We start from the raw sequence: 12982 nt of genomic DNA, 5'->3' as shown, positions 1-12982 counted from the left end.
GTAGATGGGCGATTAAGCAATAACATGCAAGGTAAAGCAATTTGTTGGGCAAATCAATTGCTCAAAGAGTATTGTCATGCTGAGCCCGTCGAAGCATGAGCGCAAAGGCCATTGAACGCGGTGCAGGCCAGCGCTCACCCTTCGACGAGCTCAGGGTGACACCCTTTTTATTTTTCATCTGGTATAGCGAAGGATCTGCCGAGCTATACAATCGCCGCTCGGCAGATCCTTCGTGTCTCAGCATGACAAATTACATTAATTCACCGCTTTCGACATCGATGGCGGTGCATCCCCCGGCTTACTGCCCCAGTTCATATTGGGCTTTGGCCCCATTACCAGCACCAAATGGCCGCCATCAACAACATCCTGATGATAGATCCAAGGTTTGGTCAGTGGCTTGCCATTAAACATGGCCGACTGCACATATTTATTTACCGCCGATGTGTTTTTAGCCTCTATAGTAAACGTCTTACCCTTATAATAGTGATTATCCAAAGTAATCGACGCTTTCGGGAACAGCGGACTGCCTATCTCATAAAAAGGCTTGACAGACGAGCCTCCGTCAGTTTCAAACAAGCCCATAGCGGCCATTACATACCAGGCGCCCATCTGTCCCTCGTCCTCGTCGCCGAGCCAGCCGTGGTATGGGGTTGAACCGTAGTATTGCGTCATGATGGCGCGAGTCCACTTTTGAGTTAACCAGGGCTTGCCCGAGTAGTTGAACAGCCAGGCCGCCTGCATATTAGGCTGGTTGCCGTGGTTTACCGGCACACGGTCATACATATCGCCATCGGCATTAAAATCAAATTGTGATGATTTTACAAAACCGGCATCAAGGCGGTTATTAAACTCGTCCTTACCCATCAGGTTAATAATGCCTTGTACATCGTGCGGTTTAAAGAAACTATACTGCCAGGCGTTGCCTTCCAGGTAACCTGGCCCGCCGAAGGCGGTGCAGCAATACGGGCTCCAGTCTTTCACCCAACTACCGTCGCGGCTTTTCATGCGGATGTATTTTACCGATGGGTCCCACACTTTTTTAAAGGCATCGGCGCGCTCCATAAACATTTTGGCCTCCCTGGTTTTGCCCAATGCCAATGCAAACTGCCCGGCGCACCAATCGTCGTAAGCGTATTCCAGTGTATTCGATACCTGCCCTTCCTCGTTAGGCACATAACCTAGTTCGAGGTATGATTTATAATATTTATTACCCGCAAAACCACCCTCAGGCGTAACTACGCCGGGTGTGGTTTGCTGATGCATAATGGCCTCAAAAGCAAGGTTTGCATCAAAATCGCGGATGCCTTTCTGGTAAGTGCTGGTGATCAAAGCAATTTCATGCGATGCCTCCATAATGCCAGAGTACTCAATGCCCGCCGGGCCTTTGGGCAGCCAACCGCCATATTTGTAAATTTGTAAAAATGAGCGTGTCCACTCACTGGCTACTTTTGGGGTAACCAGCGTCCACAGCTGGTTCAGGTTCCAAAAGGTATTCCAGAAAGCATCCGATCCTAAAATTGGGGTATTCAAATCAGACTGCCTTTCAATTTCATTCGGGTCAATCCACTTGCCATTCACATCGCTCCAGATTGTACGTGCCACGTACGATCGATACATGTTGCTGTAAAATTTCTTCTTGTTCTCTTCGGTACCACCCTCTACTTTGATCTTACCCAGCAAGTTGCTCCAAACCGCACGCGCATTGTTGTGCACCGCCGCAAAGCTCCATTTAAATGGATCCATTTCTGTTTTGAGGTTCAGGCGGGCATCTTCGATGCTTACCAGCGATATGGCGGTTTGCAGTTGAATAACTTCATTGGGTTTGGTATTAAAATCAACATAATAACCCATTTTGCCCTTGCCTTTTAATTCAGCGGCATCTTTGGTTATTTTGTTGCCTATCCATCCGCCAAAACCCTCTACCGGCCTGTCAAAACGGGCGACAAAATGTACCGTGTACTCCTGCCAGGCCCATTTTTGGTGCGAATAACCCTCAATCTCCCTGTCACTTACTTTGGTAAATTTGGCGTCAAGTATTTCGGCAGTATTTTCAAAAGGGACGTCAAGATTGAATAACACATGGGCATCCTGCGCTTTATCAGGGAAACTAAATTTAAAAAAGCCAGCACGGGTAGTAGTTGTCAATTCGGTTGTGATATCGCCATTCATCAATTTCACGGCATAATATCCCGGACTGGCTTTTTCGGTTTCTTTATAAATACGCGAGCGATAGCCGGTTTCCCAGCCGGTGGTCGGGTTATCGGCCGAACCACGTTTGATGTTCAGCACACCAACGGTAGGCATAACAGACAGGCCGGCCATCGTCCAGTCGTGAATATGGCTAAAGCCGCCAATATTGTTAATCGAATATTCATAGCCCGATTTCCATACGCCCTCCTGATTGTCGGGCGCTAATTGCACCATACCGAAGGGCATAGTAGCGCCGGGGTTCAGCATCCAGCGCGATTCTGAGGTACCCAGCAGCGGGTCGGCATAATCGATAGGTTGTTTTTTTTGTTGCGCGTGCGCAGGCAGCAGAGCCGCGCAAAATGCTGCAGCCCATAAAGTTGATTTTAGGGTCATTCCCGGTAATTTAAGTTTATAAAATGTCGCTTCTCTAAAGCAATCAGTATTTTATAACAGAAACTTTAATGTAAAAACGGATGTCACCCTGAGCTTGTCGAAGGGCGTGCGGTGGCCATCACGTGTTTCATGGCCTTTGCGCTCATACTTCGACAGGCTCAGTATGACACCTCTTTCTAATGTGCTCACTAGCACCCTAGTATTTTACAACAGAAACTTTTACAGGACCCAATAACCCCGACGATTCCAAGCCTTTGCCCATATTTGGCATCACTACAGCAGCAGCTTTACGTTCGGCCTCGGGTAACTTACTATCGCCAATTAAACGGTTAACCCAGGTGTTTACCACCTTTACCTCAATTTTATTAGCGCCCGGTTTTAAGGCACGCGTAATATCCAGCTGGTAAGGGGGCGTCCATACACCGCCTACATCAATACCGTTAATTTTTATTTTAGCAATGGCCCGGGCCAACCCCAGGTCGAGTATATAATTGGTTCCTTTTGCTAAAGTAGTAATATTAAAACTATTGTGGTAATAAGCAGTGCCCGAATAATATTTAATACTGTCATTATCGCTTTTTGACCAGTCAGTAAGCTTATTAAACACAACCGGTTTAGCCGGGCCGCGCATTTTGCTGTCAAAATTTACCGTCCAGGGTTTATTAATGGCGATGTTTTGCGTAGCGTGCGGATAGTTTGCGCGACTGGTGTCTTTCTTCATTCCCGGTTTACGGAAAACGATGAATGCACTCTCATAAGGCGCCAGCTTCATCGGCACTGTGGTAGTGCCCTTAGCCTGATAGTATGACGGCAAGGTACGGCGATCGCCATTTACGGCGTTCCATAGTTCAGGTTGCAAACCGCTGATACGGAACTTCGGCGAAATATTAACCGCACATGTTTTTTGGTTAGATATAAAATAAATGGAGCCATCTTTTAACTGCCGATGAATAAACAGAATAGAATCGCTTTGCGAAATCTTACAGTCCGGAATAACTTTTACCAGATCCAGAGCCTGCTGCATATCCATGCCCGACAGTACCATGCCCTTACCATAATGATGCACTTTTACATCATTGCCATTAATATCCCCCCAAAGCTCATAAGCCATAGCCTGTACCCGGTTATCAGCCTGCGGATACCCCTGTAAGCTCGGCGAACGTTTTGGCTTCGGCCCTAAAATAACAGCGCCTTGCGATGCCAGCTCTTTAAGCTTAGCCAATAATTCAGGACGCATGGTCTCCAGTTTTGGCAGTACCAGTATGCTGTAGTTTATACCATTCGGCAGGTAAAGTTTACCGTTTTTTACGCTAACGCGATTTTTGAGCACCTCGCCGTTGATGTAATCAAACGAATAGCCTTGGGGCAGGGCCGGGTCAACCACACCGGTCATTTTTGGGGCATCCTCACCAATAAAATAAGCAACATCAGCCGAATAAATACCTTGCTGCAACATCATATTGCAACGCTTGCTGTATTTCAGGAAAACGTCCATATCATAGAACCAGGTGTTCAAACGGTTAAACTCTACGCCGAACCAGGTATCCAGCCCTGGCCCTTTGTCGCCGGCTTGCTGTATGTAGACGTGCAGCAGCGTATTGTTAATGCCTTCAGTAAAGAACCTGTCACCGCGCTTTTTAAACATCGCCGGGTATCGCCAGAAGGCATCGCCGGCTGCCGTGAACGATTCGGCTGAAACCTTAGTCTTGCCATAAATATGTGCCGATGATGAAGCTGCTTTATTCTCGATGTCGCCCAGATCGCCCTCGCTCCAAAACTCGCCGCCTATCTCGTCGCTTTGCCCGCCATATTGCAAAAACTCACCCGGGTAGCCCCAGTGCCCATAATTCTCCAACCAGGTGGTAAGGCCATGTTTATGACTGATATCGCGTAAGCCGCCCACGTATTTATAAGAAACATCATCAGCTATCAGGCGGCGCAAATCCCACAGAAAACGGTCGGATTGATCCTCGCTGCCTACAACCTTGCCCTGCATCACGGGGATGAAAGGCACCGGGTCGTAATGATAAACCTGTTTGAACTCGTTAATCAGTTCGTCCGTCCAGTTTTGGCCGCCGGTTTCGTAGCTATCCTCTACGGTAACTTTCAGGCTCTTGCGGTCTTCGGCTGGTATACGGCGGATGATCTCGCCCAAATAAGCATCAAAATGCGAGTTAATGTGCTTTATACTCATTTTGTCCGTCTCCAAACCAGTACCTTCGGGCGTAGCCGGCGAGTTTTTAACCCCGGTAGGTGTCATGCCGCTGCGCTCTATCATCCAGTAGCCCGCCGGTACATCCCATTTCAAGGTACCGTCGGCAGCCATGTATTTGCTAATGTCGATGACTTTCGCCGGGTCAATCACCAGCGCATTATCATCCACAACTGGCTGTGACGCCCACTGGTAAGCTTCCCAGAACGGGTGAGGCGTAGGCCACATTTTCGCTTCAGTTTTTTCAATATAATTTTCAACTACAGGCGTGCCCGATAGTTTAATCTCGGCAATTTTGCAATTGTCGGAAACATGGGTAAACACAATTCTGAAATCGTTATCGGTAGTAGCGGGGATAGACACTGCTACTGGCCCAAACGGCGCAAAGCCTACATTAAGCGCGGTGTTACCCCTGTCAATTGAGAAGTGTTTAACAGTGGTGTACGCACCATTGGTTTTTACCTGGATATCAGCAGTAAAACTAAAACCCTCATGCGCCGGAATAATGGTTAGGCTGCGGGCAGTAAATTCTTTCGGCGAGCCGATGTTTACAGTAAACGGTCCGCGGCGCGGGATGGTAAATACCGTCGACTCCTTGCCATCCATCAGGTTGTTTAAATCGTCCGGTCGAGGGTCGGCATTCAGGTAAATAGTTTGCACGTCGCCAATAGAGGCACCATAATGTGCCGGCAGCGGATAGGCTATCACCCGCACATCCTGAAATATATCAATTGGCTTAGCCAGTTTCTGATTAAATTTCTGCGGACCGGTAACAACAGTTTGCGAGGAGGTTAAATAGCGCATAGCCTGCCCGGGCTTAACCCAGGGCCCGCCCGACTGGCTCCAACCGGGGCTATTGAACAAGCCGATATCGATATGAAGCCTTGTAGCGGTTTTTAAAGCCGTGTGCAGAATATCCCACCACTCGGGCGTAAATATTTTTACCTTGCCGCGTGGCATATCATCAATACCAATGTTGCCAATAAAGGCCCGGGTTATACCCACACGTTTCATGGCCTCCAAATCTTTAATTACACCCTCTTTCGAGATATTATCTGATATCCAGTACCAGTAAACGCTGGTCTGGATATTGTCAGGCACGGTGATGAAAGCACTTTCAACCGATTTAAAATTAGGCAACCGCGAGTCGGGCACGGGTACAACCTGTGCGTTAGCTATAATAGTGCCCGATAAAAGCAGGCTGGTAAAAAAGCGTTTTAAGCTCATGGATCAGATGGGTTTATGTGTGCCGGGGTGTAGCAGCATTGGTTTTAACAAACATACTATTTGTTGGAGATTAAGCTGTCATGAACTGTCTTGGTAAATCATATTTGTCATTCTGAGCATAGCGAAGAATCTGCAAACTATTCTAACCGCCCGGCAGATCCTTCGCTATGCTCAGGATGACAAAAGGAAAATAAAACCTACCTTAGCCTCAAACGCAATAACATGAATACACCTGACGAAAACTTCGCTCAAACCGGTTTGAATCTGCCGCCGGCGCCATCGCCGCTGGGGGTTTATAAACCATACCTTATAGATGGAAAGTACTTATATGTATCGGGGCACGGCCCCGTGCAGGACGACAAAAGCCTCATTATCGGCCGCATTGGCGCCGATATCGATATGGAAGCCGGTAAGCTGGCTGCACGCCAGGTAGGTTTGACCATCCTGTCGACCATTAAAACCAACCTGGGCTCGCTGAATAAAGTAAAACGGGTAATAAAAGTGCTGGGCATGGTAAACTGTACGCCTGATTTTGAACGTCACCCGTACATCATTAACGGATGCAGCGAACTGTTTGCGCAGGTTTGGGGTACCGAGAATGGTATCGGGGTGCGTAGTGCAGTAGGTTTTGGCTCATTGCCTGATAACATCCCGGTAGAGATCGAGGCCCTGTTTGAACTGGAAGATTAATACAAACATGGCCGACTGGTACCATATATCCGATATCGACGAGCTGGATACTCCCGCACTGGTGGTTTATCCCGACAGGGTTAAGCAAAACATCGCAACGCTGGTTGGTGCTATTGATGGCATAGATAGATTACGGCCGCACGTCAAAACGCATAAAAATAAAGAGGTCACGCAACTTTGCCTGGAGGCTGGTATCCGCAAATTTAAGTGTGCTACCATTGCCGAGGCCGAAATGCTGGCCCTGTGTAAAGCGCCTGATGTTTTACTGGCCTATCAGCCCGTCGGCCCTAAAATAAAACGGCTGGCCGAACTTATTATGCAATACCCGGACACGGCTTTTAGCTGTTTGATTGACAGCTACGAAACTGCCAGCGTTATAGACCAGATCGCGTTAGCAGCACAAGTACAGCTTAATGTTTATATTGATCTAAATGTCGGCATGAACCGCTCAGGCATTGCTCCGCAGAAGGCTTTTGTGTTGTATGAGCGATGCGAGTTGTTACAGGCCGTAAAAGTTGTAGGCTTGCATGTGTATGACGGTCATATTCATGACGAGGATATAAATGTTAGAAAGCAAAAATGCGATGAGACTTTCAGACCGGTTGAGGAATTAATTGCTGAATTGCGTCAGTCGGGCATTGAACCCATTGTGGTAGCGGGCGGCTCGCCGACTTTCCCGATACATGCTCAGCGCGAGGGCGTAGAATGCAGTCCCGGTACTTTTGTTTATTGGGACAGTGGTTACGCCAATGAAATGCCTGAACAGCAATTTTTGCCAGCGGCTTTGGTGGTAGCTAGGATTGTTTCATTGCCTGACGATACCAAGATATGTGTCGATCTGGGGCACAAATCCATCGCCTCAGAAAATGTGCCGGATAAGCGCGTGACCTTTCTGAATGCACCTCAATTAAAACCCGTAAGCCATAGCGAAGAGCATTTGGTGCTTGAAGCTGGTGCCAATCACCAATATAAAGCAGGCGATGTACTGTACGGTGTGCCGCGCCATATTTGCCCTACGGTAGCGCTGTATGAGCGGGCGATTACTATTCAAAATTCAAAAATTAGCGGTGAGTGGCGCACCATTGCGCGCGACCGCAAGATCAATATTTAAGCTATGTTTATCATCGATGCCCACCTCGACCTAAGTATGAACGCGCTGGAATGGAACCGCGACCTAACCCAACCCGTTGCTGCTATTAATGCCCGCGAGGTTGGCTTGAACGATAAGCCCGACCGCGCGAAAGCCGTGGTGTCACTGCCTGAGCTGCGTCGGGGCAATATAGGTTTGGTGGTGGCTACCCAGATAGGCCGCTACGTAGCACCCGGTAATCCGTTGCCGGGCTGGCACTCGCCCGAGCAGGCCTGGGCGCAAACGCAGGGTCAAGTTGCGTGGTATAAAGCCATGGAAGAGGCTGGTGAAATGGCGCAAATTCACGACCTCGAAACACTCGAAAATCATTTAAAGCTTTGGGGCGATGGCGGAGATAATACTAAAAAGCCTATCGGCTATATATTGAGTTTAGAAGGTGCCGATTCATTGGTAACGGTTGCTCATCTGGAGCGCGCTTACCAGTATGGCCTGCGTGCTGTTGGCCCTGCACACTACGGACCGGGCAGATATGCGCAGGGCACCGATGCAACAGGTTTTATGGGCCCTAAGGGACATGAGCTGCTTAAAGAAATGGAGCGTCTCAACATTATTCTCGATGCTACCCATTTATGCGACGACAGTTTTTGGGAAGCCCTCGATCACTTTAATGGCAACGTTTGGGCCAGTCATAACAATTGCCGTGCACTAGTAAATCATAATCGACAATACAGCGATGAAATGATCAAGGCACTGGTAGATCGCGGAGCAGTGATCGGCGCTGCATTGGACGCCTGGATGATGGTGCCTAATTGGGTACGCGGGGTGTCTACGCCCGAGGGCATGAACTGTAATTTAGAGGTAATGGTTGATCATATCGACCATATTTGCCAAATAGCCGGAAATACATTACACGTAGGCATAGGCTCTGACTTAGATGGCGCCTTTGGCCGTGAGCAATGCCCCTATGATCTGGAAACGATTGCCGATCTGCAAAACGTGCCGGCGCTTTTAGCTAAACGGGGGTATACTGCGCATGATGTGGAGAATATAATGCATGGCAATTTTTTGCGTTTTTTGAGGAATGCCTGGGCGTAGGCCTATTTCTATCCCCCCTAGGTCATGCTGAACGTGTTTCAGCATCCCACCTGCTGGGTAAACGAGCGATTATATGATGGGATGCCGAAACAAGTTCGGCATGACTAATTACTTTGTGATGCAGTTTACCGCTTAAACAACTTTCCCTTCAACAGCCTATCCATCACTCCTTCATAAAAACTTTGCCCCACGGTTATTTTAACCTCCCCCAAATCAAGCATACTGCCTTCAATGCTTTTAATCTTGTCCGTGTTTACAATATAGCTTTTGTGCACTTTCATGAAACTGTGGGCAGGTAGCTGCTCTTCAATGCTTTTCATGGTGAGGTAGGCCACCAGTTTTTTTTGGGTGGTATATAGTGTTATGTAGTTGGCTAAGGCTTCCACATATAGCAGGTCGTTATAGGCTACACGCTCTAGCTTGCCGTCGCATTTTACAAAAAAGTGGCCGGCAGCGGCTGCTTCTTCTTTTTCTGCCGATGTTGGTTTGCTGCGCAGGGTTTTTAACTCGAGCGCTTTTTGCGCCGCCTTTAAAAATCGCGCCAGCGAAAATGGTTTTACCAGGTAATCAACTACCGATAGCTCAAAACCATCAAGCGCGTACTGCCCGTAAGCTGTGGTCATGATCACCATGGGTAAGGTATTGCTGGAGCGCAGAAACTGCAGACCGGTCATCTTGGGCATGTTGATGTCCAGAAATATCAGGTCTATCTGGTTTTCGTTCAATAGTGTGGTTGCCTTAACCGGGTTTTCGGCGATGCCGGCCAGCACCAAAAAATCAGTCTCCCCAATGTACTCCTGCAAAAGTTTACGGGCTATGGGCTCATCGTCAATAATGATGCAGTTTAGCTTCATAATTTTTCCAGTATCAGTTCAACCTCGTAGTTTTTGTCATCATTGCTGATGTTTAATTGATGCCTGTCGGGGTATAAAATTTCTAACCGTCGCCTGGTGTTTGCAATACCCAGGCCTGACGATCCTTCGGTATGGTTAATATAGCCATCCTTAGTGTTAAATACTTTAAATATCAGCCTGTCATCCGCGTAGCGTAATTTAATGTCGACTTTGTTGGGCCGATCCTCATTAAAGCCAACATACTTAAAGGCATTCTCAATAAAAGTGATTAAAAGCAGCGGAGCAATGGTTACCTGACCGTCCACTTCATCGGCACAAAAATTCACCTCAACGCGTTCGTCAATACGGCCCTTTTGCATAGTGATGTAGTTGCGCAGGTAATTGATCTCACGGTCGAGCGAGATCTGCTCTACATTGCACTCATACAGCTGATAGCGCAGCATTTCTGAGAGTACCAGCAGCATATCGCGGGCCTCTTTGTTTGATTTGTCGATATGCCCGTAAATGGAATTGATGGAATTAAACAAAAAATGCGGATTAAACTGCGCCCGTAAAAAGTTAAGCTCGTTGGTGGCTTTTTCCTTTTCTATTTGTTCAATGTACAACTGCGAGCGCATGCGGTCGGTAACCAGTTTGGCTGCGACGATAAACACTACCCAAAAAAAGATATTGACAAACGAGTCGGCAAAAACCGTTAATGGATCAAACGGCGCATTGGACAGTTTAAAAATATGAACGGTCACCAATTTAGATACCGGTATGCGCAGTACGGCTGTGATCGCGATGCCCAAAAGCAACATCAGCCCAAATTTTACATATCTTTTTTTGTTAAGATTTTGGGGGATGTTATAAGCTGTGTTGAAATAGTAGTTGGCCGAAATAAACGCCAGATAGCAAAACTGTATGGTAAGGCTATGGGTAAATACCAGCGTGCCGTTCCTGAAAATAAAGATCCAGAACACATAGGCCAGCAGCCAGAACCCCAGGTGATATGCTATCTTTTTAGTATTCAAAATTTTAAGGCAGATAAATATATAACTATTTCTGTACACCATCCGGAAAAGGCTGGCCCTTATGGCAGGTAGTACATGATACCACCATCATGGCGTCGCCTATTCTGGGATGCTTTATTTTAAGGTACTTTTTGTTGATGCCTAGCTCCATGCGCATCATTACGCGGGTAATCTCTTTTTCGGGTTTGGCATCGCTGGCAAAGTCGAGGCCGTGGCCGTTGGCATTGTTTGCGTGGCAAAAACCACAGCTAACACCAAGGGCATCCTCAAAGTCATCGGTCATGATACTTTGCAGTTCTTTTGAGCTGATATTTTTGGGCAGCACCTTCAGGTTGGTGTATTTGGGCGGCTCGGGCCGGGTACGCAACGATGCAGCAGAAGCAACGGTGATACTCAACCCTACCCCCAAAATCACCACCAATTTTTTATTTAGTTTCATTATTTTTTTGCAGTTACGTTAAGATGAACCTCCAGCTCGTCAGATACGGTACTCGTGCCGCCTACGCCAAAGTCTTTACGCTTGATCTTGAAGTTGCCCTTAAAAACATAGGCCTCATTAACCAAATTGGCAGTAAACGGGAAGCTGATAGGTTTAGTGGTCGACTTCATGGTAAGCATCCCCGTAAAAACATATTTGCCGTTTGCGCCCGCTATTTTGTTTGACGCAAGGCGTATGCGGGGGTAGGTTTTTACTTCAAAAAACTCGTCGCGCACGTGGCTGTCGCGCAAGCTATTGTCCGTATTTACGCTGGCCGCATCAATACTCACATTAAAGGTACAGGTGGCTGGGTTTTGCGGATCGAAATTAATAACGCCATCAAAGCCTTTAAATGAGCCTTCAACATTAAAACCCAGGTTCTTAATATTGAAGGTCAGGGCTGATGCCTGCTCAACCGGTTTGTATTGAGCAAGCACCAACATCGGCAGAAAAAGTTGAGTTATAAAAGATAAGTTGCGCAGCTTCATTATTTCTGATCTGTTATAGTAGTAGCTTCAATTAAAGGCATATCGGTAATAGCCAGCGTGCTGTTGTGCTCCATATAGTTTATGTGGGTTAAGCCCAGCATGGTGCGCAGTTTTTCGGCAGGTACTTTCAATGGGCCTGGGCCGGGAGCAGTACCCGGTGCAGGCTGCGGGAAAGCGGTAGAGTTTGCAGTATGGAAGGTAATATTTCCTTCAACTTTCTGAATGGTTTGGTGAATATGACCGTTCAGTACCGATACCGATCCAAAGCGTTTCAGCAAAGCCAATGCCTGTGCGCTGTCTTCAGTTCCCCAGCCCCATTGCGGGTAAATGGCCCATAACGGTATATGTGCAAAAACAACGATTGGCGTGCTGTTTGACAATGGTTTCAAATCGTTCTCCAGCCATTTAAGCTGTTCAGAGCCAATATAGCCCAGTCCACCGTCCACGTGGTTGGTTACGTTTATTAAAGCAATAAAATGTACGCCGTTATAATCATAACTGTACCAGCCGTCGCCAAGGGTACCCTTACCGTAGCGTTCCAGGTAAAGCTTGCCGTTGTCGGTCATATCGTGTTCGCCGGGAACGTAAAATATTTTATCAGTTTTAACCGCTTTCAACGCTTCGGCCAAAGTATCAAACTCTTCGGCCTGGGCCAGGTGCGAGAGGTCGCCCGTGTGCAGCACAAATGACGGTGCCTGCGGCATATTGTTAATTTTGGCAATGGTAGCGTTAAGTGTGCCTAACACATCAGCATTAGCCGGTTTATTAAAGCCGATGTGGCTATCGCTGATCTGTACAAAGCTAAAATCAGATTTAGGCATCACCAGGCCCTCTTTGAGCTTGCCGGTGCTGCGGTCAAGCATATTGCTCATACCGAAAGATTTCATGACCCCGCCCGACATCATCCATAAAACGCCGGTACCGGCCCAGGCCATACATTCTAAAAATCCGCGGCGATCGATGCCGTCATGCTCGTTCAGTTGATCGTGGCCGTGGTGGTCGTGATCGTGGTGAAAGTGTTTTCCCATAATGTTTGTTTTAAGATTATGGTTCAAAGCAACACAACACCGGGCAAGTGGTAAATTTATTTACATGAGACGGGGGAATTTCTTGACGAACACCGATTTTAAGGTGTTTTATTGCAGGGTGACATCCGCTTTTAGCTTTGTCATCCTGAGCGTAGCGAAGGATCTTATAAAGGCGATCAGCAAAGCGCATAAGATGTTTCGCTACGCTCAACATGACAAAATTT

At 47.4% G+C, this 12982-nt stretch carries 11 protein-coding genes; 3 read left to right on the top strand and 8 right to left on the bottom strand.

Annotated features, from left to right (window positions below; all coding sequences use genetic code 11):
• Positions 1-61: 61 nt before the first annotated feature.
• From ACFS5N_RS12450 to ACFS5N_RS12440, 3 genes are all read right to left on the bottom strand, one after another.
• Complete coding sequence (locus ACFS5N_RS12450; RefSeq protein ID WP_377185860.1) at positions 62-244, bottom strand: hypothetical protein; 183 nt, start codon at positions 242-244, stop codon at positions 62-64.
• An 11-nt stretch (positions 245-255) separates the two neighbouring features.
• Positions 256-2583, bottom strand: a complete 2328-nt coding sequence (locus tag ACFS5N_RS12445; protein WP_377185859.1) for a GH92 family glycosyl hydrolase — start codon at positions 2581-2583, stop codon at positions 256-258.
• 196 nt (positions 2584-2779) lie between these two features.
• Positions 2780-6022, bottom strand: a complete 3243-nt coding sequence (locus ACFS5N_RS12440; protein ID WP_377185857.1) for a glycosyl hydrolase — start codon at positions 6020-6022, stop codon at positions 2780-2782.
• A 222-nt stretch (positions 6023-6244) separates the two neighbouring features.
• Here ACFS5N_RS12440 and ACFS5N_RS12435 point away from each other — a divergent pair, with 222 nt between their 5' ends.
• From ACFS5N_RS12435 to ACFS5N_RS12425, 3 genes are read left to right on the top strand one after another with little or no spacing between them, the layout of a single operon-like run.
• The gene (locus ACFS5N_RS12435) at positions 6245-6712 is read left to right on the top strand and encodes a RidA family protein (protein WP_377185855.1); all 468 of its coding nucleotides are present in this window, start codon (positions 6245-6247) and stop codon (positions 6710-6712) included.
• Positions 6696-7823, top strand: coding sequence for a D-TA family PLP-dependent enzyme (locus tag ACFS5N_RS12430; RefSeq protein WP_377185853.1), 1128 nt, complete (start codon positions 6696-6698; stop codon positions 7821-7823). Before ACFS5N_RS12435 ends, ACFS5N_RS12430 begins: the two co-directional genes overlap by 17 nt.
• A gap of 3 nt (positions 7824-7826) precedes the next feature.
• The gene (locus ACFS5N_RS12425) at positions 7827-8897 is read left to right on the top strand and encodes a dipeptidase (RefSeq protein ID WP_377185851.1); all 1071 of its coding nucleotides are present in this window, start codon (positions 7827-7829) and stop codon (positions 8895-8897) included.
• Positions 8898-9022: 125 nt separating this feature from the next.
• Here the strand turns inward: ACFS5N_RS12425 and ACFS5N_RS12420 are convergent, their stop codons facing one another.
• The 5 genes from ACFS5N_RS12420 to ACFS5N_RS12400 are packed head-to-tail and all read right to left on the bottom strand — an operon-like array spanning position 9023 to position 12758.
• A complete protein-coding gene (locus ACFS5N_RS12420; protein WP_377185849.1) occupies positions 9023-9751 on the bottom strand; it encodes a LytR/AlgR family response regulator transcription factor in 729 nt (242 codons plus the stop codon).
• A complete protein-coding gene (locus ACFS5N_RS12415; protein WP_377185847.1) occupies positions 9748-10764 on the bottom strand; it encodes a sensor histidine kinase in 1017 nt (338 codons plus the stop codon). Before ACFS5N_RS12415 ends, ACFS5N_RS12420 begins: the two co-directional genes overlap by 4 nt.
• Before the next feature lie 25 nt (positions 10765-10789).
• A complete protein-coding gene (locus tag ACFS5N_RS12410) occupies positions 10790-11203 on the bottom strand; it encodes a c-type cytochrome (protein WP_377185845.1) in 414 nt (137 codons plus the stop codon).
• Positions 11203-11730, bottom strand: a complete 528-nt coding sequence (locus ACFS5N_RS12405; RefSeq protein ID WP_377185843.1) for a YceI family protein — start codon at positions 11728-11730, stop codon at positions 11203-11205. Before ACFS5N_RS12405 ends, ACFS5N_RS12410 begins: the two co-directional genes overlap by 1 nt.
• The gene (locus ACFS5N_RS12400; protein WP_377185841.1) at positions 11730-12758 is read right to left on the bottom strand and encodes a metallophosphoesterase family protein; all 1029 of its coding nucleotides are present in this window, start codon (positions 12756-12758) and stop codon (positions 11730-11732) included. Before ACFS5N_RS12400 ends, ACFS5N_RS12405 begins: the two co-directional genes overlap by 1 nt.
• Between the last annotated feature and the right edge of the window lie 224 nt (positions 12759-12982).

It is taken from the genome of Mucilaginibacter ximonensis (assembly GCF_042686265.1).
Classification (GTDB): Bacteria; Bacteroidota; Bacteroidia; order Sphingobacteriales; family Sphingobacteriaceae; genus Mucilaginibacter; species Mucilaginibacter ximonensis.
This window is presented reverse-complemented; position numbering and strand designations above follow the sequence as displayed.